We start from the raw sequence: 25,230 nt of genomic DNA on the forward strand, positions 1-25,230 counted from the left end.
AACAAATCAATCAGGGATTACAGAGTCAGGAAGCCGTCGTAGAGACCGTAGGCAGCCACCAGGGCACCCACGACCACAGCGGCGAAAATCAGCTTCTCGACGTTAGTGAAAATCGGTTGTTTGAGTTCCAGCTTGGCCTTGGCGAACAGGATCGCGCCGGGTGCGTAGAGCAGGGCCGAGAGCAGCAGATACTTGACCCCGCCGGCATACAGCAGCCACACCGCGTAGATCAGCGCGATGCCGCCGATAATCAGATCCTTGCGCCGTTCGGCCGCGAAGCCTTCGTAGCTTTCGCCGCGTACCGCCAGCAGCAGGGCATAGGCTGCCGACCACAGGTACGGCACCAGAATCATCGAAGTGGCGAGGTAGATCAGCGACAGGTAGGTACTGGCCGAGAACAGCGTGATGATCAGGAAAATCTGCACCATCGCGTTGGTCAGCCACAGCGCGTTGACCGGTACGTGGTTGGCGTTTTCCTTGCGCAGGAACTCCGGCATGGTGTGGTCTTTGGCAGCGGCGAACATGATCTCCGCACACAGCAGCACCCACGACAGCAACGCCCCCAGCAAGGAGATGATCAGACCGACGCTGATCAGCACCGCACCCCAGTGACCGACCACATGCTCAAGCACGGCCGCCATCGACGGGTTCTGCAGTTTCGCCAGTTCCGGTTGGGTCATGATGCCCAGCGACAGCACGTTCACCAGCACCAGGAACAACAGCACGGTGATGAAACCGATCACGGTGGCTTTACCAACGTCCGAGCGTTTTTCGGCGCGGGCCGAGAAGATGCTCGCGCCCTCGATACCGATGAACACCCAGACGGTGACCAGCATCATGTTGCGCACCTGGTTCATCACACTGCCCAGATCCGGATTTTTGATGCCCCAGATGTCGGCGGTGAAGATGTCCAGTTTGAAAGCGAACACCGCGATCAACACGAACAGCAGCAGCGGTACGACTTTGGCGACCGTGGTCACCAGGTTGATGAACGCCGCTTCCTTGATCCCGCGCAGCACCAGAAAGTGCACCGCCCACAGCAGCACCGAGGCGCCAATCACCGCAGCAACGGTGTTGCCCTCACCGAAAATCGGAAAGAAATAGCCGAGAGTGCTGAACAGCAGAACGAAGTAACCGACGTTACCCAGCCAGGCGCTGATCCAGTAACCCCAGGCAGATGAGAAACCCATGTAATCGCCGAATCCGGCCTTGGCGTAGGCGTAGACACCGCCGTCCAGGTCAGGCTTGCGATTGGCGAGGGTTTGAAAGACAAAAGCGAGGGTGAGCATGCCAACAGCGGTAATGGCCCAGCCGATAAGTACCGCACCGACGTCGGCGCTGGCCGCCATGTTTTGCGGCAAGGAGAATATCCCGCCACCGATCATCGAGCCGACTACCAATGCAACCAGTGCACCTAGTCGTAGTTTTCCGGGAGCTTCAGACATTTGCATGACTCCATTGCAGGAGAGAAGAGATCACAGCGTAGTTCTGTTGTCTGTTCAAACAGCTGACTTAGATCAGTGCATGGTCACATTCCATTGTTAATGAATGACTTAGGCTTCGACTGAAGGCATAAATATCCTGCCCGCAAGGCCCGTCCTAGAGGCGTTGTGGCTACATTGTTGGGAATGGCTATTATTACTTTCGAATTATGACGCTAGTTCTTTTTCAGCTTTTGGCAAATTTTCAGCCTCTGTTTTCAGTACAGAATTGATTTATCAGGATCAGCGCACAAAACTGTCTTAACGTGCTAGGCGTTAGCGTCATCCGCTATATATAAACAGGCGTTAACTGGCGTTACCTGATAAACGTCATCTACCTTTATCCGTTTAGTTAATAGTTGTTACAAATGCACGCTCACCACACTTCAAAGGGAAACTGAAATGTCGCAACCGACGCAAAAGCTGCGATTAGGCGCGTTGATCGCCCTGGTGGTGGGTTCGATGATTGGCGGGGGGATTTTCTCGCTGCCGCAGAACATGGCGGCACGCGCCGATGCCGGGGCGATCCTGATCGGTTGGGGGATTACCGCGATCGGCATGCTGACTCTGGCGTTCGTCTTTCAGACCCTGGCCAATCGCAAACCCGAACTGGATTCCGGCGTGTATGCCTACGCCAAGGCCGGATTTGGCGACTACATGGGCTTCTCGTCGGCGTGGGGTTACTGGATCAGTGCGTGGCTGGGCAACGTCGGTTATTTCGTACTGCTGTTCAGCACCCTCGGCTACTTTTTTCCGGTGTTTGGCCAGGGCAATACGCCGATCGCCATCGGCTGCGCCTCGGTGCTGCTGTGGGCCGTGCATTTTCTGGTGATGCGCGGGATCAAGGAGGCGGCGCTGATCAACCAGCTGACCACGGTGGCCAAAGTCGTGCCGCTGATCATGTTCATCGTCATCGCGGCGGTGGCATTCAAGGCTGACATTTTCACTCGTGATATCTGGGGCACCAGCAACCCGAATTTCGGCGGGGTGATGGATCAGGTGCGCAACATGATGCTGGTCACGGTGTTCGTGTTCATCGGCATCGAAGGCGCCAGCGTGTACTCGGCGCGGGCGGAAAAACGCAGCGACGTCGGCCGCGCCACGGTCATCGGTTTTGTCGGCGTGCTGGCGTTGCTGGTGCTGGTCAACGTGCTGTCGCTGGGGATCATGAGCCAGCCGGAGCTGGCGAATCTGCAGAATCCGTCGCTGGCGGCGGTACTCGAACACATTGTCGGGCCGTGGGGCGCGCTGTTGATCAGCATCGGTCTGGCGATTTCCCTGCTCGGTGCGTTGTTGTCGTGGGCATTGCTCTGCGCGGAGATTCTCTTCGCCACGGCCAAGGACAAGACCATGCCGGCGTTCCTGAAAAAGGAAAACAAGAACCACGTGCCGGTCAATGCGTTGTGGCTGACCAACGCGATGATCCAGATTTTCCTGTTGATCACGCTGTTTTCGGCCGGGACTTACACCAGTCTGATTTATCTGGCGTCGTCGATGATTCTGGTGCCGTATCTGTGGTCGGCGGCGTACGCGGTGCTGCTCAGCGGACGTGGCGAAACCTATGAGCATGCCTCGGCCGAACGCACCAAGGACCTGCTGATCGGCGGCATCGCGCTGGGGTATGCGGTGTGGTTGTTGTATGCCGGCGGGGTGAAGTATTTGCTGCTGTCGGCGTTGCTGTATGCGCCGGGGGTGATCTTGTTTGCCAAGGCTAAGCATGAACAGGGCGAGCCGTTGTTCACCCATATCGAGAAGGGCATTTTCACCTGCGTGGTTATCGGTGCGGGACTGGCGGCGTATGGGTTGTACAGCGGTGTGCTGTCGTTGTGAGGTTGTCGCTTGGGTATGCGCCGCCGTATGACTGGGAGGCGATGTTGGGGTTTCTGGCGGCGCGGGCTGTGGTCGGGATGGAGGTTGTGGTCGACGGAGTGTACTCGCGCAGCATCGGGTTGAACGGGCTTCATGGCACGGTTTCAATTTGGCCTGAGGCAGGGAATGCCTTGGTCGTTGAGCTGGATTTTCCTGATCCGTTGATGGTGCCCGAGATCGTTGTCAGGTTGCGGCGGATGTTTGATCTGGATTCGGATCTGACGCTGATGCAAGGGCATCTGGCAAATGATCCGCTGCTGGCACGGTTGAGCGCCGAGCGTCCGGGGTTGCGGATTCCCGGAGCGTGGGATGGCCTGGAACTGGCGTTTCGCGCGGTGCTCGGGCAGCAGATTACCGTGGTCGCGGCGATTCGTCTGGCGGGGAAACTGGTTGCGCAATATGGCGCGCCGCTGGATTCGAGTGTGCCTGGATTGACCCATGTGTTTCCCGAGGCGCAGGTGCTGGTAGCGGCAGATCTGGCGGCGTTGGGCATGCCGAAAAGTCGCGGGCGGACGTTATCTGGGGTGGCGCAGGCGTTGCTGGATGAGCCTTCATTGTTCAAGCCGAATCGTGAATGTGGCGTGGCGCGGTTGTTGGCGTTGCACGGGATTGGCGAGTGGACGGCGCAGTACATTGCGCTGCGCCAGTTGCGGGATATGGATGGGTTTCCGACCGGAGATGTCGGGTTGTTGCGAGCGCTGGAGGTGCTGGAAGGCGAGCGGCCGACAGCGCGGGAATTGGCTTTGCGCGCTGAGACCTGGCGGCCTTATCGAGGGTATGCGGCGCAGCTTTTGTGGACATCTTTGAGCCGGGCAGATTGAAACATCATCGCTCGGCCTGAAATTGCAGCCCTCACCCCAGCCCTCTCCCGGAGGGAGAGGGGGCCGACCGAGGTGTCTTGCGCGATCCACCGACCTGAAAGCCCGAGTCGATTATGGATTCAGCGCCAATCGTACAAGTCGGTGAATCTCTCGAATATCCCCCAATCAGTCCCCTCTCCCTCTGGGAGAGGGTTAGGGTGAGGGGCTTTTTTAAGCCCACCGTGGTTGGTGAGAACCCAATTCCGTAGCCGGCAAAGCCCATTGAATAGATGTGCCGCTGATCTTCACCGGCACCTGCAAGCGATGCGCCGGGCCCCACGGGGTCTGTTCCAGAAATGAACCCTGATCCTGCTCATCTTCCGCCCGCATTGCCTCATTCGTCCCCGGCCCATGCTCGACCAATAACTTCGCCGTCCGCGCCAGTGACAATCGCGCCGAGCCACCGCGACCCGTCTTAAAACGCTCGGCCAACAGTCGGAGCACACTTGCCGCCATCAAATACCCGGTCGCATGATCCAGCGCCTGTACCGGCAACGGCGTAGGTTTGTCGGCCTGCATCCATTGCTGCCCGGCATCGGCGATGCCGCTGCTCATCTGCACCAGGCTGTCGAAACCTCGACGGTTCTGCCACGGGCCGCTCCAGCCGTAGGCGTTGAGGCCGGCGTCGATCAGGCCCGGCGCGAGCTGGCGACGGCGCTCAACGCCGAAACCAAGATTCTCCAGCGCATCGGCGCGGTAACCGTGCAGCAGAATGTCAGCGTCTTTCAACAATCCTTCGAACACCGCGCGATCAACCGGATCATGCAGGTTCAACCGCGCGCAACGTTTGCCGAGGGTCATTTCCGGAATGACACCAGGCTCGTTCCAGGTCGGTGAATCGATGCGCAATACGCCGGCGCCAAGGCCCGCGAGAAAACGGCTGGCGGTGGGGCCGGCGAGCACGCGGGTCAGGTCCAGTACCTTGATCCCGGCCAACGGTTGCGCCACCGAGCCTCGCCAGGTTTGGCTGCTTTCATCTTGCGAATCGATGAAATGCACCAACGGCTCGGCATTCACCGCCAGCCCCTGCGGATGCGTCTGCCACTGTGCCCAGCTGCGCATTTCGGCGGCGCAGCCCTTGGCGTCTACCACCGCTTGCTCCAGATCCGTGCTCGTCCATTGCGCGACTTTCGCTGCCATCGCGGCACGATCGGCGCAGGCACCGAGCACGCGTTCAGCGGCGGCGCGGTGATGCGGGGCGTTGGTGTGCAGGCGGATCCAGCCATCCTGTGTGGCGTAGTCGCCTGCGATCGGGTCCCACAGTGGTGGCACTTGCCAGCCGAGGGGGCGGATCGAGGTCGAGAACCAGAACGAGGCCAGGCGTCGGTCGACTTCTACAGCGGGCAAATGACCGGTCTGTTGCTTGATCAATTGGCTGACAGCCTGACCGGCCGCGGCCATGCTGGCGCAGGCAAGGTCAGTGACGGCGAACGCCGAGGGCAGGGCGCCGCGGTCGGTGAACGGAACCGGCGTGTGTGGCAAGCCGAGCGCGGCTTGAATGGACGTGAGTAAATCAGTCATCGAAGGCCCTCCGGAGCGAGAGGGCGATGATAGTGCAAAACATCATCGGATTAGATGAAAGCTCCTGTAGGAGTGAGCCTGCTCGCGATCGCGGTGGGTCAGTCGACACATGCTCCACTGATCCACCGCGATCGCGAGCAGGCTCACTCCTACAAGGGAAATGCAGTGTGGCTTAGACGCGGAACTGATCCATCAATTTCATCTGCTGGCTGGCCAGGGCATTGAGCTGGCTGCTGATCGCCGCCGATTCGGTGGCTTGCTCAGTCAGCGTTTCGGTGACGGTACGAATCGCCGAGACGTTGCGGTTCACTTCTTCCGCCACCGCACTCTGCTGCTCAGCCGCACTGGCAATCTGCAGGTTCATATCGCTGATCACCGTCACCGCATCGCTGATCTTGCCCAGCGCATCCACGGCCTGACGAATCTGTCCGGCGTTGTTATGCGCCTGAGTCTGGCTCGAATGCATGGTCGCGACCACACCCCGCGTACCGGTCTGAATCCGCTCGATCACAATGCGGATTTCCTCCACCGAATCCTGCGTGCGCTTGGCGAGGTTGCGCACTTCGTCGGCAACCACCGCAAAACCACGGCCGCTCTCACCGGCGCGGGCCGCTTCAATCGCCGCGTTGAGGGCGAGCAGGTTGGTCTGTTCGGCGATGCTGCGGATCACCTCCAGTACCGAGCCGATCTGCTCGCTGTTGACCGCCAGTGCTTCAACCTCGGTCACTGCCTTGCTGACTTCATCGGCCAGTTGATTGATGTCGCGGGTGCTGCGCTCGATGATCGACATGCCGTCCTTCGCCGACTGATCGGCACCTTTCGCGGCATTGGCGGCGTTCGATGCGCTGTTGGCGACGTCGTGGGCGGTGGCGCTCATTTCGTTGGAGGCGGTGGCGACCTGGTCGATCTCGCGGAACTGCACCTGCATGCCTTCGCTGGTCTGGCGGGCGATTTCCGAGGACTGGTCGGCGGTGCCGCGTGCTTCGGTGATGCTCTGTTTGATCTGCGCGATGGTCGGTTGCAGCTTGTCGAGGAAGCGATTGAACCAGTTCACCAGTTCGCCCAGTTCATCCTGCTTGCTGTAGTTCAGACGTTGGGTCAGATCGCCTTCGCCGCTGGCGATGTTCTTCAGCATTTCGGCGACGCTGTTGATCGGTCGGGTGACGCCGGACGCGGTCAGCCAGATCAGCAACAGGCCAACCAGACCGGCAACCACGGCGACCAGCAGTGCAGTGATTACGCCGGTTTCCTGAGCATCGTCGAGTACCGCTTGCAGTTTTACCGAATCGGCTAGCAGCACTTGTTTCGGCAGGTCGATGACCACGCCCCAAGCGCGCGAGTTGCCGATTGGGTCGACCGGGTAAACGGCGCGAATCAAATCACCTTGTTCGAGAATCTTCGGTGTGCCGGAGCTCAGCAGTTGCAGCACATCTTTGCCATCGGCGCCGAGGGTGTCGCTGATCTTTTTGCCGACCTTGCTCGCGTCGGAACTGTCGGCCGCGAGCACGCCGCTGCCGGAGACAATCAGCATATGCCCGGCGTTGTTGAACAGGCTGCGCTGGGAATCCACGGCCGCCGCTTGCAGGGCGTCGAGAGCAATGTCGACACCGACCACGCCGATGGCTTTACCGTCGACGATCAACGGCACAGAAATGGTCGTCATGAGCATTTCCTTGCCCCCGACAGTGTCGGCATACGGGTCGAGCAGGCAGGTGCGTTTGTTGTCGCGAGGGCAGGTGTACCAGCTGTTGTAGGGCGTGCCGCTGACGCTGAGGGTGGTTTTGGTCAGGTCTTCTTCGACCATGATGGTGTTCAGCGAGGCACCGGCGGCGCGGCTCCAGTACGTGGCAAAACGCCCGGCTTCGTTGGACTGACGCGCGGCGTCGTTGGCGAACTCGCTGTCCTTACCGTCGAGAGCGTTCGGTTCGAAGGCGAGCCAGATGCCGAGCACCTTATCGTTGCGTTCAAAAGCGCTTTTCAGGCTCAGGTTCAACTCTTCGCGCAAGGCGCCGGCGTCCAGCGAACGCTTGGCGGCCATTACCCGCATGTCCTTGATCTGATCCGCTACGGCAGTGATCACCGTCAGGCTTTCGCCGAAGGTTTTCTGCACCCGCACGGCTTGCTCGGCGGCTTTGGCTTGCAACAGGTTCTGCACGCTGGCGGTGAGCAACTGGTTACTGGAGTTACTGACCAGTTCGTCGTTCTGGTTGGTCTGGTAGATGTTCATGCCGACGATCAGCGCAACCACACCGAGCAGGCACAGACCGGAGAGCAGAACGATTTTCAGGCGAATGGACAGAGCGTCGAACATGGGGCGATCTCGCGAATGAATATACGGGTGGCAGGCGGATATGAACTATCCGGTTCGCCAAATCCATTCAGCGCCATTCAATGCTCATCGGCGTGGAAGCAGAGGTCATGAGGCGTGTGCCGACGGACGGTCAGCGCTAAACGTTTGCGCAGGGGAAAGTGCTGAAAAAGCGATTAATTACAGGGATGTTTCAGTGCGAAGACGGGTCAGTGCAGACCCGGATGGATTCCGGGCGCGACCAGATCCACAGATTGCCCACGCTCATCCCGGCAATCGCCAGATAAACCGGCCAGCCGTGATCGAGCATCACCAGCATCAACGTGGCGCACAGCAACATGCTTACCGTGGCGCTGACCTTGGCCTTGCGCGCGATGATCTTGCCGTTGCGCCAGTTACTGAGGATCGGCCCGAACAGCCGATGGTTTTCCAGCCAGGCACTCAGGCGCGGCGAGCTGCGGGTCGCGGCCCAGGCGGCAAGAAGGATGAACTCGGTAGTCGGCAGGCCGGGCACGACAATGGCGATCAGGCCGATGCCAAGGCTGACGTAGGCCAGCAGGCCGAACAGCACACGGGCGAGTTTCGAGGAGGCGGGTTGCGGCATGGGCTACGCGGTGGCTTCTGAAGCGGAGTGGAGATCTTACAGGCTTACGCAGTTCCCCTGTAGGAGTGAGCCTGCTCGCGATAGCGGTGTATCAGTCGACATTCATATTGAATGACAGGACGCCATCGCGAGCAGGCTCACTCCTACAGGGGATGTGTGTTGTGTCAGGCAGGTTCGGCTTCGGTGGCGTAAGCCTGTTCCAGCAGCACGGTAAAGCGGTTGAACGCATCGATCGCGCCTTGCTCGACTTCAGCTTCTTCTTCAGCACTGAACTGCAGCGAATCGAGGGTACGCACGAAGCTTTTCCAGCCTTCGGCACGGCCACCTTCAGGCTCACCGAGGTGACGGGCACCAAAGGTTTCGCTCAGCTCCAGCGCCACCGCGCGTTTGATCAGGAACGCAGCACCGAGCTTCGAACCTTCGGAGACAAAGATCCAGCCCAGCGCGCGAGCCTTGCTCGGATTCTTCACCGCGCCGGCTACGGGTGCCGGCACTTCGGTGTCGAGGTCGGCGAGGTCAGCCTTGGCCGCTTCGGCGCGGCAACGGGCCGGCAGATCCGGGACCATGGCGGTCAGTTCGGCGTCGTTATACAGATCGACCAGTTCCGACTGGAACAGGTACTGCGCGACGACAAAACGGGCGAAATTGGCGCGGGTCTCGAACGGCGCGTGGGCTTTGACCAGGGCGTCGAGCTTGCTGTGCGGCTCGTGGGTGATCTGGTTCAGGCGTTGTGAACGCAGGGCTTTTTCCGAAGTGGTCATGACATGTCCTTGATAAAAGAGGCGCTTGATAACGAGACGAACAAGAAGACGTGCAAGCGTAAAAAAACCTCACGGCGCGGTGTGTGAACAAGCGCCGTGAGGTTGGTTGGATCAAATGTCCCAGATCAGATTGATCGCAAAGTTGCGGCCCGGTTGGGTCAGGCGATCGAGGTTGGCCGGTTGCGTCACCGAAGCTTCGCCGACGCTGTCGTAACCGCGCACGTCATCCCACAGCCAGTATTTCTTGTCGGTCAGGTTGTAGATGCCGCCGCTGACGGTGACGTCGTCGGTGACTTTGTAATAACCGGCCAGATCCAGAATGCCGAAGCCCGGCGTCTTGAACTGACTGCTGACGCCATCCGGCGACTTGAAGTTGCTGTCGTCGACGCGATCCTTTTTCTTCACCACGGTCCAGCTCAGCAGGCCGCCGTAGTTGTCCTGGTCGTAACCCAGTCCGAACACGCCGGTCAGCGGGTTGACGCTGTTGATCGGTTCGCCGTTGTCGTTGTTGCGACCGTAGGCGTAGGCGATCGAGCCCTGGGTATAGAGGCCTTGCGGCGCGCCAAACGCATCCAGGTTCAGGCGACCTTTGACTTCCGCACCCTTGATGGTGGCGTGCTTGATGTTGGCCGACTGGAAGGTCAGCTCGTTGCGGCCCGGGGTCACAGCATCTTCGTTAATGAAATCGCGGTACTTGTTGTAGAACACCGCGACGTCGAACGAACCTTGTTCGAAATTGCCGCGCAGACCGGTTTCATAGCTTTTGCTTTTCTCCGGTTCGAGGTCCGGGTTCGGCGCCACGCTGTAACCGGTGGTGGTGTTTTCGAAGCGGCCGTACAGGGCTTTCGCGGTCGGGGTGCGGAAACCTTCGGCGTACTGACCGTACCAGGTGTAATTCTCGGTCAGGGCGTAGGTCAGGCCGAACTTGGGCGAAACTTTGTGCCAGGTCTTGTTCTTGTCGCTGACCGTGCCTTGGCCGTCGGCGGCCACGGTGTTGAGGAATTCCTGAGTGATGTGCGGCTTGAGCTGGGTGTAGTCGTAGCGCACGCCCGGCAGGAAGGTCCAGTTGTTCCAGCTGATCTGATCCTGAGCGAACACGCTGTAGGTGTTGATGGTCGGGTCCGGGAAGTCGGTGGCTTTGGCCAATACGTCAGCGGTACTGGTTGCGCCGATGGCGGTGCAGCCTCGACCGACGGCCAGGCAGGTGCCGTCGCCGCTGCGCGAGCCGGTGACTTTCTGTTGCTTGAGGGTGGTGCCGTAAGTCAGCACGTGATCGGTGTCGCCGATGGCGAAGGCTTTGTCCAGTTGCGCATCGAAGACCCACTGCTTTTCTTCGTAAATGGTGTCACGGGTGCGCAGCACTTTACGGGTGATCGGGTAGTAGAACTCGGTGGTGCTCTGGTCGGTCTTGGCGATCTGGTGGTTGAGGCTCCACTTCACGTTGTCGACCAGCAGGCTGTCGAGGGCGAACGAGTGCTCGATGCCGATACGTTCACGGGTGATGGTGTCGTTGCCGGTGCGCCACTGGTACATGCCGCCGGGCAGCACGCTGTTCGGAATGGTCGGGGCGCCGTTGAAGTACGGGCCGCCGTAAGCACTTTTCTGATCGGTGTCGCGATCATCCTTGTACTTTTCGTAGGTCAGGCCCAGGCGCGAATCTTCGTTGTAGTTCCAGCCGATCTTGGCCAGCACGTTGTAGGCGCTGACGTCTTCCGGGTTGGCGGCGGTGCGCTCAAGGCCAGTGCCATTGTTGCTGCCATAGGAATCGGTTTCGTGACCGTCACGCTGGCTGTAATGCAGCAAACCGTCGAACTGCTCGGCGCGGCCGGCCACGGTGGCGGACTTCAACCAGCTGTCATCGGCCGAGCTGTAACCGGTTTTCAGACGCGCACCGACGTCTTTGCCCGGCTTGATGATGTCGTCGGCATCGAGGGTGTAGTAGCTGACCGCGCCGCCAATGGCGTTGCTGCCGTACAGCACCGAGGCCGGACCACGGAGGATTTCCACGCGTTTGACGATTTCCGGATCGACGTAATTGCGCTGAGTCTTGGCGTACGGGCCGTTGAAGAAACCGTCCGGGACTTCCACACCGTCGACTTGCGTCAGGATGCGGTCGCCGTCGATACCGCGGATGTTGTAGCCGCTGATGCCGCCACGGGTGCCGGCGCCGCCGACGGATACGCCCGGCTCATAACGCACCAGATCCTTGATGGTGTTGACGTTGTTGCGGTCCAGGTCCTGGCGGGTCTGCACGGTGACGGTGGCCGGCACGCTGTTGACCGACTGCTCCTGACGGGTGGCGCTGATGGTCACCTGATCGAGATTGAGCGTGCCGCTGGCGTTGCGCTTTTCCAGCACAACGTTGTTGTTGCTGATTTTGCGGAAGCTCAGGTTGGTCCCCACCAACAGGCGCTCCAGGGCTTTTTCCGGGGGTAGCGAGCCACGCACGCCCGGCGAAGCCACGCCCTGACCCAGTTCTGCCGGCAAACCGACCTGCCAACCGGTCACGGCGGTGAAGGCATTGAGTGCCGACACCAGCGGCTGCTGACCGATGGCGAACGAGTAATCGCCCATGTTGCGCGAAGGTTGCTCGGTGGCAGCCATCAGCGGTGCAGCACCGGCCATCAGGATGGCAGCGGTCAGCAGCGACAATACGCGAGAAGGGGAGGAAGTCTGGCGGGTAAGGCGTGAGGACATCGATAGCGCTCCGTGTCGCACGAATCTTTATAGGGGCTGATTGGCTTCGCGTGTTGCGAATCAATTGCATTGGCTATAACGAGACGTACTGACGTTGGCTATCGAGTAAAAATAATTCTCATTTAGTTCAAGATCACCAGCGCGGGGAATTCCTGCAGGCGCGCCGAGGTGATGTGTGCGAGGGAGCGAACCACGTCGAGCGGCTGGTCGAGACGGTAATTGCCGGTCACGGCGACGTCCGCCAACTGTTCGTTATTGTTGATGATCCAGCCCGGGTAGTAGCGGCGCAATTCGGCCAGCACCTGATTCAGCGGGCAGTTCTCGAACACCAGTCGGCCCTGCACCCACGCCAGATCCGTGTTGGCGTCGAGTTTGGCCGGGCGGTCGAAGCCGTTGGGACCGATACGGATGCTCTCACCGGCAGTCAGGCGCACACGAGCATCGTTATGCGTGGCGCGCAGATCGACATCGCCACGTTGCACATTGACCTGCGCGACGCCATCGAGATAACGCACGGCGAAAGCGGTATCGCGCACGCTGGCGGTGACCGGGCCGGCATCGATTTCCAGCGGTTGACTGCGGCCGCTGGCGATCTCGAAAAACGCCTCGCCCTGAAACAACCGGGCAACGCGCTGCTGATCGTTGATGGTGCTGGAGAATGCCGAGTTGGTATTGAGCAGGACTTTCGAGCCGTCCTCCAATTGCAGACGCTGGCGCTCGCCCACCACGGTCAGATGATCGGCCTGAATGCGCATCGGCAGATTACTGAAACTGAACAATCCGAGGATCAGCACCGCAGCAGTCGCCAGCGGTTTCCAGTGTGGGCGCAGACGCTTGAGGAAGGTGACTTTCGCAGGTTTGGCCGCCAGGCTTTGCGCGCACTGGGCGACTTGCGGGCCGTCCCAGATCGCCTGGGCCTTGGCGAACGCTTCGGCATTCAACGGATCGGCCGCCAGCCAGGCGTGAAATTGCCGGGTCTGTTCCTCGTCCGGGCTGCCGAGCACGATGAGCCAGTCCAGTGCCTGGTCCATTGCGTTTGCAGCGTCCTGCACCGAATCCGGCGAAGGCGAGCGGTGGGTGTCCGTCACGGTGTTTCCTCGGCAGTGTCTGCGCACGGCTGTTTTTTCAAGTGAAGCGTAAAAGTCGGGCAAGGGTAACAAAGCCCGATGATCCGTGCAGGCGATCCGAGCACTTACAGAAAAGCCCTACAGCCTCAGTCGCCATTCAGACGTTCGGCGACGCCGATGCAGATGGTCATGATCAGCTTCAGTTCTTTTTGCACGGTGCTGAGGGAAACATTCAGCTCATCAGCGATTTCCTGATAACTGTTCCCGTGCAAACGGCTGAGGATGAAAATCTGCTGCTGGCGGGGGCTGAGTTGACTGAGGCTCACATTCAGGCGCTCCAGCATCTGTTCGGCGTGTGCGGCATCTTCGGCGCTGCTGGCGGGGGCGGCGACGCTGTGCACGATATCTTGCGGCACATCATCGACCATGGTTCGCGAGTGGATCTTGCGCGCGCGCAGATGATCCAGCGCCAGATTGCGCGCGGTCTGGAAGACAAAAGGTTCGAGGTGATCGATGGCCCGCTCGCTCAACGCCCGCGTCACGCGCAGGTAGGTCTCCTGCAACAGGTCTTCAGCGGTGCTGTGATTGTTGACCATCCGTTCCAGCGTGCGCAGCAAGGACGTGCGCTGGGTGAGGAAGACGTGGTTGAAGCGCGATTGACTCACGGGAGGACCTGATCCATTTCAAGCGAATGATAATGCTTATCATCTGTTTGAATGGTCAAGCCCTGATTTCAAATACAGCACAAAACCCCTGTAGGAGTGAGCCTGCTCGCGATAGCGGTCGATCAGCCACAACATCTGTGACTGACAGATAGCAATCGCGAGCAGGCTCACTCCTACAAAAAGCAGGGAGTTATTCGGCGTTACACAACGCCAGGCAGTTATCCAGCATGCGGTTCGAGAAGCCCCACTCGTTGTCATACCAGGCCAGCACCTTCAGCAGTTTGCCGCTGGATTTGGTGTGGTTGGCGTCGAAGATCGACGACAACGGATTGTGGTTGAAGTCGCTGGAAACCAGCGGCAACGTGTTGTAACCCAATATCTTCGAATGCTGGCTCGCAGCCTTGAGCAGCGCGTTGACTTCCTCGGCGCTGGCTTCTTTTTTCAGTTGCACGGTCAGGTCCACCAGCGACACATTGATCACCGGCACCCGCACGGCCATGCCGGTCAGTTTGCCGGCCAGTTCCGGGAGCACCAGGCCTACCGCTTCAGCGGCGCCGGTCTTGCTTGGGATCATGTTCTGCGTGGCCGAACGCGCGCGGTACGGGTCGGTGTGATAGACGTCAGTCAGGTTCTGATCGTTGGTGTAGGCATGAATTGTAGTCATCAGACCACTTTCGATCCCCAGCTCACGGTGCAGCACTTGTGCCACCGGTGCCAGGCAGTTGGTGGTGCACGAAGCGTTGGAGATGATCTGGTGCGACTGGCGCAGAATGTCGTGGTTCACACCATAAACCACGGTGGCGTCGGCGCCTTTTGCCGGGGCCGAGATGATCACTTTGCGTGCGCCGGCAGTAATATGCGCGGCCGCTTTGGCGCGGTCGGTAAAGAGACCGGTGCATTCGAACACCACATCAATCTTTTCCGCCGCCCATGGCAGCTCGGCCGGGTTGCGAATGGCGCTGACCGCAATGCGGTCGCCGTTGACGGTCAGACTTTCATTGTCATGCTCGACCTGAGCGTCGAACGTGCCGTGAACGGTGTCGTATTTGAGCAGATGAGCATTGATCGAGCTGTCGCCGAGATCGTTGATGGCGACGATCTGCAAATCCTGTCGATAGCCTTGGGTATACAGTGCGCGCAGGACATTACGGCCGATGCGGCCAAAACCATTGATTGCGATTCGAAGAGTCATGGAACAGCGCCGCCGTCGTTTTGTTGTTGGAATTACAAGATTATTCGCATAAAAATAGAAAACAAGCCTTTTTAGTGGCAATATTTTGTTTTATCTACAACGAGTGACCTGAATCAACTGGTCCGAATGGTCAAAAAAGCCGTCTGTCATTCCAATAACAACGGCGTTTGATCAGCATAGACAATCAGGTCGCCACATCCGTTAGCCTGGAGTTCTACACATGCATCCCCGCGTCCTTGAGGTCACCGAACGGCTTATCGCCCGCAGCCGCGCCACGCGTCAGGCTTACCTTGCACTGATTCGCGGCGCCGCCACTGACGGGCCGATGCGCGGCAAGCTGCAATGCGCCAACTTCGCCCACGGCGTGGCCGGTTGCGGCAGCGAAGACAAGCACAGCCTGCGGATGATGAACTCGGCGAACATCGCCATTGTTTCTTCGTATAACGACATGCTCTCGGCGCATCAGCCGTATGAAGTGTTCCCGGAACAGATCAAGAACGCCCTGCGCGAAATCGGCTCGGTCGGCCAGTTTGCCGGCGGCACTCCGGCGATGTGCGACGGTGTCACCCAAGGTGAGCCGGGCATGGAACTGAGCCTGCCGAGCCGCGAAGTGATCGCCATGTCGACCGCTGTGGCGCTGTCGCACAACATGTTCGACGGCGCGCTGATGCTCGGCATCTGCGACAAGATCGTCCCAGGCCTGATGATGGGCTCGCTGCGCTTCGGTCACCTGCCGACGATTTTCGTCCCGGGCGGGCCGATGGTCTCGGGGATTTCCAACAAGGAAAAAGCCGACGTGCGCCAGAAGTACGCCGAAGGCAAAGCCACCCGTGAAGAGCTGCTGGAATCGGAGATGAAGTCCTACCACAGCCCGGGCACCTGCACCTTCTACGGCACCGCCAACACCAACCAGTTGCTGATGGAAGTCATGGGCCTGCACTTGCCGGGCGCCTCTTTCGTTAACCCGAACACGCCGCTGCGTGACGCGCTGACCCGCGAAGCCGCGCATCAAGTGACGCGCCTGACCAAACAGAATGGCAACTTCATGCCGATCGGTGAAATCGTCGACGAGAAATCGCTGGTCAACTCGATTGTGGCGCTGCACGCCACCGGCGGTTCGACCAACCACACTCTGCACATGCCGGCCATCGCCATGGCCGCGGGCATCCAATTGACCTGGCAGGACATGGCCGACCTCTCCGAAGTCGTGCCAACCCTGAGCCACGTCTACCCGAACGGCAAAGCCGACATCAACCACTTCCAGGCCGCCGGCGGTATGTCGTTCCTGATCCGCGAACTGCTTGGCGCCGGTCTGCTGCACGAAGACGTCAACACTGTGCTCGGCCACGGCTTGAGCAAGTACACCAAAGAACCGTTCCTTGATAACGGCGAACTGGTCTGGCGCGAAGGCCCGGTCGACAGCCTCGACGAAAACATCCTGCGCCCGGTCGCCCGCGCATTCTCGGCAGAGGGTGGTTTGCGCGTGATGGAAGGTAACCTCGGTCGCGGTGTGATGAAGGTGTCCGCCGTCGCATTGGAAAACCAGATCGTCGAAGCCCCTGCCATGGTGTTCCAGGATCAGCAGGATCTGGCCGACGCGTTCAAGGCCGGTCTGCTGGAAAAGGATTTTGTCGCGGTGATGCGCTTCCAGGGCCCGCGTTCCAACGGCATGCCGGAGCTGCACAAGATGACGCCGTTCCTCGGCGTGCTGCAGGATCGCGGCTTCAAAGTCGCCCTGGTGACTGACGGGCGGATGTCCGGCGCTTCGGGGAAAATCCCCGCAGCGATTCACGTCAGCCCCGAGGCTTATGTCGGTGGCGCTTTGGCGCGGGTGCAAGAGGGCGATATCATCCGCGTCGATGGCGTCAAAGGCACCTTGGAACTCAAGGTCGACGCCGCAGAATTTGCAGCGCGCGAACCCGCCAAAGGCCTGTTGGGCAACAACATCGGCAGCGGTCGCGAACTGTTTGGCTTTATGCGTTTGGCCTTCAGCTCGGCGGAGCAGGGCGCCAGCGCCTTCACTTCTGCCCTGGAGACGCTTAATTGAAACTGGCTTTGGTCGGTGACATCGGAGGCACCAACGCGCGGTTTGCGTTGTGGAAAAACCAGCAACTGCAAGCGGTTCAGGTGCTGGCCACGGCCGACCACGCCAGCCCGGAAGAGGCGATCAGCCTCTACCTGAGCGGGCTCGGTCTGGCGCCGGGTTCGATCGGTTCGGTGTGCCTGTCGGTGGCCGGCCCGGTCAGTGGTGATGAATTCAAATTCACCAACAACCACTGGCGCCTGAGCCGCACCGCGTTCTGCAAAACCTTGCAGGTCGAGCAGTTGTTGCTGGTCAACGACTTTTCGGCGATGGCGTTGGGCATGACCCGTTTGCAGCCGGGCGAATTCCGCGTGGTCTGCGAGGGTGCGCCGGAGCCATTGCGTCCGGCGGTGGTGATCGGCCCGGGCACAGGTCTTGGCGTCGGTACTTTGCTTGATCTCGGTGAAGGTCGTTTTGCGGCATTGCCGGGCGAGGGCGGTCACGTCGATCTGCCGCTGAGCAGTCCGCGTGAAACCCAGTTGTGGCAGCACATCCACAACGAGATCGGCCATGTCAGCGCGGAAACCGCGTTGAGCGGCGGCGGTTTGCCGCGAGTCTATCGCGCGATCTGCGCAGTGGACGGGCATGAGCCAACGCTTGATACGCCGGAAGCGATTACGGCGGCCGGGCTGGCGGGTGATCCAATTGCACTGGAAGTGCTCGAGCAGTTCTGCTGCTGGCTCGGCCGTGTCGCCGGCAACAACGTGCTGACCACGGGCGGACGTGGCGGGGTGTATATCGTTGGTGGTGTAATTCCACGCTTTGCCGATTTCTTCCTCGAAAGCGGTTTTGCCCGCAGCTTTGCTGACAAAGGGTGCATGAGCGATTACTTCAAAGGCATTCCGGTGTGGCTGGTGACAGCGCCGTATTCCGGCCTTGTCGGCGCTGGCGTAGCCCTGGACCAATCAATCCTGACCTGAAATGCAATCAAACTGTAGGAGTGAGCCTGCTCGCGATAGCTGTCTTGGATTCAACACATTCGTTGACTGACAAACCGCTATCGCGAGCAGGCTCACTCCTACAGTTGTTTTGTGGTGTTTGTAAAATCAGTGCTTAAGGCATAATCCGCCCCAATTCCAACAACAAGGATGCCTTCGAAGTGAGCTCAGTCAACAAGTCGATATTGTTGGTCGATGACGACCAGGAAATACGCGAGTTGCTGGAAACCTACCTGACCCGCGCCGGGTTTCAGGTACGGGCCACCGCCGACGGTGCCAGTTTCCGTCAGGCCCTCAACGAGGCGCCGAGCGATCTGGTGATCCTCGATGTCATGCTGCCCGACGAAGACGGCTTCAGCCTTTGCCGTTGGGTGCGTCAGCATCCGCGTCAGGCGCAGGTGCCGATCATCATGCTTACCGCCAGTTCCGACGAAGCCGACCGCGTGATCGGTCTGGAACTCGGCGCCGACGATTACCTCGGTAAACCCTTCAGCCCCCGCGAGCTGCAAGCACGCATCAAGGCATTGCTGCGTCGTGCGCAATTCGGTCAGGAGCGCAGCGGCAGTGACGTACTGGCCTTCGACGAGTGGCGGCTGGACATGGTCAGTCATCGACTGTTTCACACCGATGGCGAGGAAGTGATTCTTTCTGGCGCCGACTTTGCCCTGCTGAAACTCTTCCTCGATCACCCGCAGGAAATCCTCGACCGCGACACCATCGGCAACGCCACCCGGGGCCGCGACCTGATGCCGCTCGATCGCATCGTCGACATGGCCGTCAGCCGTTTGCGCCAGCGTCTGCGCGACACCGAGAAACCGCCACGGCTGATTCGCACCGTGCGCGGCAGCGGTTACCAATTGGCAGCCAATGTGGTTGCCGGCAATGGTCACTGAGTCGCTGCGCAAGCTCGCCGCCCGGGTGCCGGTGCCGCGTTCGTTGCTCGGGCGGATGCTGCTGCTGACTTTGCTGGCGGTGTTGTTTGCGCAGACATTGTCGAGCGTGATCTGGGTCTCGCAATTGCGCGCCACCCAGCTCGAAGGCCTGGTCACCAGCGCCCGCAGCCTCGCCCATTCGATGACCGCCAGCGTCAGTTACTTCCGCTCGTTGCCGGTGGCTTATCGCCCTTTGGTGCTCGATCAATTGCGCAGCATGGGCGGTACCCGCTTCGTCGTGACGCTCAACGACAAGCCGCTGGGCATGGACGTACTGCCGGTCACGCCGCGTAAAGCGGCGGTGATGAAAGCGGTCGACGAAGTGCTGCGCCAGACCTTGGGTCATGACACCGATATCTCGGTGACCTTTGTCAGCCCCGAGGATTTGCGGATTTTCAATGCCGGACTGAAACTCGATGAGCTGCCGCGCTCGTGGGCGCATTACGCGCTGACTCTGGAACCGGTGAACCCACCCGTTTTGGTCACGCAGATTCAAATGGCCCCGGGCGAATGGCTGTACATCGCCTCGCTGTTGCCGGAGCCTTACACCAGTCTTGAAGAGCAAGGCCTGCCCTCGCAGCAGGTGTGGTTCATCGTTCTCACCAGCGGATTCCTGCTGCTGTTCATCGGCGTGCTGGTGCACTGGCAGAGCCGCCCGCTCAAGCGTCTGGCGCGTTCTGCTCGGGATTTGTCGCTGGGCGCTGACGTCGAGCCAGTGGCCGAGGGCGGCGGCAGTGAGGTGGTCGAAGTGGGCCGCGCCTTCAACACCATGCGCGAGCGCATCAGCCGCTACCTGACCGAGCGCAGCCAGTTGTTCAGCGCGATCTCCCATGACCTGCGTACGCCAATCACGCGTTTGCGTTTGCGCGTCGAATTGCTTGAAGACGAGAAGCTGCAGGCCAAATTCGGTCGCGATCTGGATGAGTTGGAGCTGTTGGTCAAAGGTGCGCTGCAGTGTGTGAAAGACACTGACATCCACGAGAACATTGAACCGGTGGATCTCAACCATGTGCTTGATTGTCTGGTCGAGCCGTACCTGGCGCCGAACGGCAACGGTCGCGTGACGCAGCATGGTCGCGCGCTGGCGGCGTATCCGGGCAAGCCTTTGGCGTTGAAGCGCTGTATTGGCAACCTGATCGACAACGCCTTGAAGTATGGGCAGAACGCGCACTTGCATATCGATGACGATGACAGCGCGTTTGTCTTGCACGTTGATGATGAAGGGCCGGGTGTGCCGGAGCAGCGCCTGGAGCAGGTGTTTGAGCCGCACTTCAGATTGGCGGGGCAGCAGCAGGGGTATGGGCTTGGGTTAGGCATCGCGCGCAATATTGCCCACAGCCATGGTGGTGAGGTGACGTTGCAGAATTTGCGTGAGGGTGGGTTGCGGGTGACCCTGCAATTGCCGCGTTCGGCGGATTGAGTCAAAAGCTTTCCCTCACCCTAGCCCTCTCCCAGAGGGAGAGGGGACTGACCGGGGGATGCTGCAGAGATACGCCGACCTGGAAGTCCGGTAGCGAATCCATAATCGACTCGATGTGTCAGGTCGGCGGATAACCCAGCACCACTCGGTCGGCCCCCTCTCCCTCCGGGAGAGGGCTGGGGTGAGGGCCGCTCTTTGTCACGATCTGGTGACAAACCCCGCCCCCTTCGTTACAAGCCCACCCCGACCCGTTGTTTAGACTGCCCGCAGTCATAACAACAAAAAAGGCCACCCATGGATCTCTTCCAACCCGGCTTCAGCAGTTGGCTGAACGCCCCTGCCCACCAGCAATGGCTCGCCGCCGAAGGCCTGCGTCTGCTGGATTTCGCCAAGGCAGCAAAACTCCCACAAGGCTTCGGCAACCTCGATGAACGCGGCCGTCTGCCAGCGAACGCGCAAGCCGAAACCATGAACACCGCGCGCATGACCCACAGCTTCGCCATGGCCCATATTCAGGGCCTGCCGGGTTTTGCCGATCTGGTCGATCACGGCATCGCCGCCCTGCGCGGGCCGTTGCGTGATGCACTGCACGGCGGCTGGTTCGCCGTTGCCGAACACCGCGATGACAACACCGGCAAGAACGCCTATCTGCATGCCTTTGTCGCACTGGCAGCCAGCTCCGCCGTGGTTGCACAGCGTCCCGGCGCCCAAGCGTTGCTGGATGACGCCATCGACATCATCGACACGTATTTCTGGAGCGAAGAAGAGGGCGCCATGCGCGAATTCTTCAACCGCGATTGGAGCGAAGAAGAAGCCTATCGCGGCGCCAACAGCAACATGCACGCGACCGAGGCGTTCCTCGCGCTGGCCGATGTCACTGAAGATCCGCGCTGGCTGGTGCGTGCGCAACGCATCGTCGAGCGGGTGATCCACGGTCATGCTGCCGGCAACGGTTACATGGTCATCGAACATTTCGACCGCGACTGGCAGCCGCTGCGTGAATACAACCACGACAATCCTGCCGACGGTTTCCGCCCCTACGGCACCACACCGGGCCATGGTTTCGAGTGGGCGCGGCTGTTGCTGCACCTCGAAGCGGCGCGGGTTCAGGCCGGCATGCTCACGCCCGGTTGGCTCGCCACCGATGCGCAAAAACTGTTCGAGAACAACTGCCGCAACGGTTGGGACGTCGATGGTCTGCCGGGCATCGTCTACACCCTCGACTGGAGCAACAAGGCCGTCGTCCGCCATCGCCTGCACTGGACGCACGCTGAAGCCAGCGCTGCTGCGAGCGCGTTGCTAAAGCGCACCGGCGATCCGCAATACGAAACCTGGTACCGGCTGTTCTGGGAATTCTGCGAGATGAATTTCATCGACCGCTGCGACGGCAGCTGGCACCACGAACTCAATCCGCAAAACCTGCCAAGTGCCGATATCTGGCCGGGCAAACCCGATCTGTATCACGCCTGGCAGGCCGTGCTGATCCCTCGTCTACCCTTGTCACCCAGTATGGCGACTGCGCTGGCACAGTTATCCCAGAGCAGTCCTGTGTAACCATGTGGTGACATTCGCGCGTCCCTTCGTTACCTGCGAAGGGAAACGTCCTGTTTAAACTCCTGTGCAGCGCAAGCACCAGACTTGCATGCATAACAACAAGAAAGGTACATCTCAGATGAATGCGATTTCTCGCCTCGCTACTGTCATTTCTGTCGCCTCCCTGTTCCCGCTCGCAATTCTGCCTCTCAGTGTTTCCGCTGCCGAATCCAAAGGTTCGGTCGAAGTCGTGCACTGGTGGACGTCCGGTGGCGAAAAAGCCGCTGTTGATGTGCTCAAGGCCCAAGTTGAAAAAGACGGTTTCACCTGGAAAGACGGCGCTGTCGCCGGTGGTGGCGGTGCGACTGCCATGACCGTGCTGAAAAGCCGTGCAGTCGCCGGCAACCCGCCTGGCGTCGCTCAGATCAAAGGCCCGGACATCCAGGAATGGGCGTCGACCGGTCTGCTCGACACTGACGTTTTGAAAGACGTCGCCAAGTCGGAAAAGTGGGACAGCCTGCTCGACAAGAAAGTCTCCGATACCGTGAAATACGACGGTGATTACGTGGCCGTGCCGGTGAACATTCACCGCGTGAACTGGCTGTGGATCAACCCGCAAGTGTTCAAGAAAGCCGGTATCACCAAGAACCCGACCACCCTCGAAGAATTCTACGCCGCTGGCGACAAGCTCAAGGCTGCGGGCTTCATTCCGCTGGCTCACGGCGGTCAGCCTTGGCAGGACAGCACCGTGTTCGAAGCCGTGGTGCTTTCGGTCATGGGTGTCGATGGTTACAAGAAAGCCCTGGTTGACCTGGACAACGCCGCGCTGACCGGCCCGGAAATGGTCAAGGCGTTGACCGAGCTGAAGAAAGTCGCGACCTACATGGACGCCGACGGCAAAGGTCAGGACTGGAACCTCGAAGCGGCCAAGGTCATCAACGGCAAGGCCGGCATGCAGATCATGGGTGATTGGGCCAAGTCCGAATGGACCGCGGCCAAGAAAGTCGCTGGCAAGGACTACGAGTGCGTAGCCTTCCCGGGCACCGACAAAGCGTTCACCTACAACATCGACTCGCTGGCCGTGTTCAAGCAGAAGGACGCAGGCACTGCGGCCGGTCAGCAGGACATCGCCAAAGTCGTGCTGGGTGAAAACTTCCAGAAAGTCTTCAGCATCAACAAAGGCTCGATCCCGGTGCGCAACGACATGTTGAACAACATGGAAGCGCTGGGCTTCGATTCCTGCGCACAGACCGCTGCCAAGGACTTCCTGGCTGACGCCAAGTCCGGCGGCCTGCAACCGAGCATGGCGCACAACATGGCGACCACGCTGGCCGTGCAAGGCGCGTTCTTTGATGTCGTGACCAACTACATCAACGACCCGAAAGCCGACCCGGCCGACACCGCCAAGAAACTTGGCGCAGCGATCAAGTCGTCCAAATAAGCCGTAACGGCAAGCTGCGAGCTGCGAGCCGCAAGCTACAAGCTTGAGCTCTAGCGGTCTTGCAGCTTGCAGCTTGTAGCTGCTCTTCTCTTTTTATGATGGATTTCCCCATGAGTTCTGTTGCTGTGTTCAGCAAGGCCTCGCCGTTCGATGCATTGCAACGCTGGCTGCCCAAACTGGTGCTGGCGCCGAGCATGTTCATCGTGCTGGTGGGCTTCTATGGCTACATCCTGTGGACGTTCATTCTGTCGTTCACCACCTCGACGTTCCTGCCCAACTACAAGTGGGCCGGTCTGGCGCAATACGCGCGGTTGTTCGACAACGATCGCTGGTGGGTCGCGAGCAAAAACCTCGCGGTGTTCGGCGGCATGTTCATCGGTATCACTCTGGTGATCGGCGTGTTGCTGGCGGTGTTCCTTGACCAGCGCATCCGTCGCGAAGGCTTTATCCGCACCATTTACCTGTACCCGATGGCGCTCTCGATGATCGTCACCGGTACTGCGTGGAAGTGGCTGCTCAACCCGGGCATGGGCCTGGACAAATTGTTGCGTGACTGGGGTTGGGAAGGCTTCCGTCTCGACTGGCTGATCGACCCGGATCGCGTGGTCTACTGCCTGGTGATCGCTGCTGTGTGGCAAGCCTCGGGCTTCATCATGGCGATGTTCCTCGCCGGCCTGCGTGGCGTTGATCAATCGATCATCCGTGCCGCGCAGATCGATGGCGCGAGCATGCCGACGATCTACTGGAAAGTGGTGCTGCCAAGCCTGCGTCCGGTGTTCTTCAGTGCCGTGATGATTCTGGCGCACATCGCGATCAAGAGCTTCGACCTGGTCGCGGCGATGACTGCCGGTGGTCCGGGTTATTCCTCCGATCTGCCGGCGATGTTCATGTATTCCTTCACCTTCAGTCGCGGCCAGATGGGCATGGGCTCGGCCAGTGCGATTCTGATGCTCGGTGCGATCCTCGCGATCATCGTGCCTTACCTGTATTCCGAGCTGAGGACCAAGCGCAATGACTAGTCTCGCTGCCAAACCTGCTATCAGCCTGAGTCGCATCGCGATCTACGCAGTGCTGATCCTCGCCGTACTGCTTTATCTGGTGCCGCTGGTGGTGATGTTGCTGACCAGCTTCAAGACCCCGGAAGACATCAGCACCGGCAACCTGCTGAGCTGGCCGACCGTGGTCAGCGGCATCGGCTGGGTCAAAGCCTGGGCCACGGTTGACGGTTACTTCTGGAACTCGATCAAGATCACCGTTCCGGCCGTGATCATCTCCACCGCCATCGGTGCGTTGAACGGTTATGTGCTGTCGTTCTGGCGCTTCCGTGGTTCGCAGTTGTTCTTCGGCCTGCTGTTGTTCGGCTGCTTCCTGCCGTTCCAGACCGTACTGCTGCCTGCCTCGTTCACCCTCGGCAAAATGGGCCTGGCGAGCACCACCACCGGTCTGGTCTTCATCCACGTGGTTTACGGTCTGGCGTTCACCACGCTGTTCTTCCGGAACTACTACGTGAGCATTCCGGATGCGCTGGTCAAAGCCGCACGCCTGGATGGCGCAGGTTTCTTCACGATTTTCCGGCGGATCATTCTGCCGATGTCGACGCCGATCATCATGGTCTGCCTGATCTGGCAGTTCACCCAGATCTGGAACGACTTCCTGTTCGGTGTGGTGTTCTCCAGCGGTGATTCGCAACCTATCACGGTTGCGCTGAACAACCTGGTCAACACCAGCACTGGCGCCAAGGAATACAACGTTGATATGGCAGCGGCGATGATCGCCGGCCTGCCGACCCTGCTGGTCTATGTGGTCGCAGGCAAGTATTTCGTGCGCGGGCTGACGGCCGGCGCAGTCAAGGGGTAAT

General features: G+C 59.9%; 19 protein-coding genes and 1 pseudogene. 10 read left to right on the top strand and 10 right to left on the bottom strand.

The window, feature by feature from the left end:
• Nucleotides 1-17: 17 nt before the first annotated feature.
• Nucleotides 18-1,445: an arginine-ornithine antiporter gene (gene arcD, locus ACOYXE_RS00250; RefSeq protein ID WP_007908042.1), complete on the bottom strand. Its 1,428-nt coding sequence runs from the start codon at nt 1,443-1,445 to the stop codon at nt 18-20.
• A 438-nt stretch (nt 1,446-1,883) separates the two neighbouring features.
• On the opposite strand from arcD (ACOYXE_RS00250), the gene arcD (ACOYXE_RS00255) reads away from it, so the two are divergent.
• Nucleotides 1,884-3,311 (top strand): arginine-ornithine antiporter, encoded by a 1,428-nt coding sequence (arcD, locus tag ACOYXE_RS00255; RefSeq protein ID WP_460927277.1) that lies wholly within the window; start codon nt 1,884-1,886, stop codon nt 3,309-3,311.
• Nucleotides 3,308-4,171: a DNA-3-methyladenine glycosylase family protein gene (locus tag ACOYXE_RS00260; RefSeq protein ID WP_160059164.1), complete on the top strand. Its 864-nt coding sequence runs from the start codon at nt 3,308-3,310 to the stop codon at nt 4,169-4,171. The genes arcD (ACOYXE_RS00255) and ACOYXE_RS00260 overlap by 4 nt, the downstream gene beginning before the upstream one ends.
• A 210-nt stretch (nt 4,172-4,381) precedes the next feature.
• Here ACOYXE_RS00260 and ACOYXE_RS00265 read toward each other — a convergent pair whose 3' ends face one another.
• The 9 genes and pseudogenes from ACOYXE_RS00265 to gap form a co-directional block, all read right to left on the bottom strand.
• Nucleotides 4,382-5,731 (bottom strand): CoA transferase, encoded by a 1,350-nt coding sequence (locus ACOYXE_RS00265; RefSeq protein ID WP_460927279.1) that lies wholly within the window; start codon nt 5,729-5,731, stop codon nt 4,382-4,384.
• 172 nt (nt 5,732-5,903) lie between these two features.
• Complete coding sequence (locus ACOYXE_RS00270) at nt 5,904-6,659, bottom strand: methyl-accepting chemotaxis protein (RefSeq protein WP_400507418.1); 756 nt, start codon at nt 6,657-6,659, stop codon at nt 5,904-5,906.
• Between the two features lie 150 nt (nt 6,660-6,809).
• A pseudogene (locus ACOYXE_RS00275) lies at nt 6,810-8,042 on the bottom strand (methyl-accepting chemotaxis protein); the annotation flags it as partial.
• A 190-nt stretch (nt 8,043-8,232) separates the two neighbouring features.
• A complete protein-coding gene (locus ACOYXE_RS00280) occupies nt 8,233-8,643 on the bottom strand; it encodes a YbaN family protein (RefSeq protein ID WP_460927281.1) in 411 nt (136 codons plus the stop codon).
• Between the two features lie 164 nt (nt 8,644-8,807).
• Nucleotides 8,808-9,404, bottom strand: a complete 597-nt coding sequence (locus ACOYXE_RS00285; RefSeq protein WP_160059160.1) for a biliverdin-producing heme oxygenase — start codon at nt 9,402-9,404, stop codon at nt 8,808-8,810.
• Nucleotides 9,405-9,515: 111 nt separating this feature from the next.
• Entirely contained in the window at nt 9,516-12,101 is a 2,586-nt protein-coding gene (locus tag ACOYXE_RS00290) for a TonB-dependent receptor (protein WP_460927283.1), read from the bottom strand.
• A gap of 122 nt (nt 12,102-12,223) precedes the next feature.
• Complete coding sequence (locus ACOYXE_RS00295) at nt 12,224-13,189, bottom strand: FecR family protein (protein WP_160059158.1); 966 nt, start codon at nt 13,187-13,189, stop codon at nt 12,224-12,226.
• A gap of 125 nt (nt 13,190-13,314) precedes the next feature.
• A complete protein-coding gene (locus ACOYXE_RS00300) occupies nt 13,315-13,833 on the bottom strand; it encodes an RNA polymerase sigma factor (protein ID WP_405123011.1) in 519 nt (172 codons plus the stop codon).
• Between the two features lie 190 nt (nt 13,834-14,023).
• A complete protein-coding gene (gap, locus tag ACOYXE_RS00305; protein ID WP_077574258.1) occupies nt 14,024-15,025 on the bottom strand; it encodes a type I glyceraldehyde-3-phosphate dehydrogenase in 1,002 nt (333 codons plus the stop codon).
• Nucleotides 15,026-15,245: 220 nt separating this feature from the next.
• Here gap and edd point away from each other — a divergent pair, with 220 nt between their 5' ends.
• The 8 genes from edd (at nt 15,246) to ACOYXE_RS00345 (ending at nt 25,229) form a co-directional block, all read left to right on the top strand.
• Nucleotides 15,246-17,072, top strand: a complete 1,827-nt coding sequence (edd, locus tag ACOYXE_RS00310; RefSeq protein WP_007917882.1) for a phosphogluconate dehydratase — start codon at nt 15,246-15,248, stop codon at nt 17,070-17,072.
• A complete protein-coding gene (locus tag ACOYXE_RS00315) occupies nt 17,069-18,028 on the top strand; it encodes a glucokinase (RefSeq protein ID WP_460927286.1) in 960 nt (319 codons plus the stop codon). The genes edd and ACOYXE_RS00315 overlap by 4 nt, the downstream gene beginning before the upstream one ends.
• 179 nt (nt 18,029-18,207) lie before the next feature.
• Complete coding sequence (locus ACOYXE_RS00320) at nt 18,208-18,939, top strand: response regulator (RefSeq protein WP_003227460.1); 732 nt, start codon at nt 18,208-18,210, stop codon at nt 18,937-18,939.
• A complete protein-coding gene (locus ACOYXE_RS00325) occupies nt 18,929-20,398 on the top strand; it encodes an ATP-binding protein (protein ID WP_160059156.1) in 1,470 nt (489 codons plus the stop codon). Before ACOYXE_RS00320 ends, ACOYXE_RS00325 begins: the two co-directional genes overlap by 11 nt.
• Nucleotides 20,399-20,692: 294 nt before the next feature.
• Nucleotides 20,693-21,952: a D-mannose isomerase gene (locus tag ACOYXE_RS00330; protein WP_460927289.1), complete on the top strand. Its 1,260-nt coding sequence runs from the start codon at nt 20,693-20,695 to the stop codon at nt 21,950-21,952.
• Nucleotides 21,953-22,070: 118 nt separating this feature from the next.
• Nucleotides 22,071-23,372: an ABC transporter substrate-binding protein gene (locus ACOYXE_RS00335; protein ID WP_460927290.1), complete on the top strand. Its 1,302-nt coding sequence runs from the start codon at nt 22,071-22,073 to the stop codon at nt 23,370-23,372.
• 110 nt (nt 23,373-23,482) lie between these two features.
• A complete protein-coding gene (locus tag ACOYXE_RS00340) occupies nt 23,483-24,391 on the top strand; it encodes a carbohydrate ABC transporter permease (RefSeq protein ID WP_095048188.1) in 909 nt (302 codons plus the stop codon).
• On the top strand, nt 24,384-25,229 hold the full coding sequence (locus ACOYXE_RS00345; protein ID WP_007917872.1) for a carbohydrate ABC transporter permease: 846 nt from the start codon (nt 24,384-24,386) through the stop codon (nt 25,227-25,229). The genes ACOYXE_RS00340 and ACOYXE_RS00345 overlap by 8 nt, the downstream gene beginning before the upstream one ends.
• The last annotated feature ends 1 nt before the right edge of the window (nt 25,230 follow it).

The organism is Pseudomonas sp. MC6 (assembly GCF_054790575.1).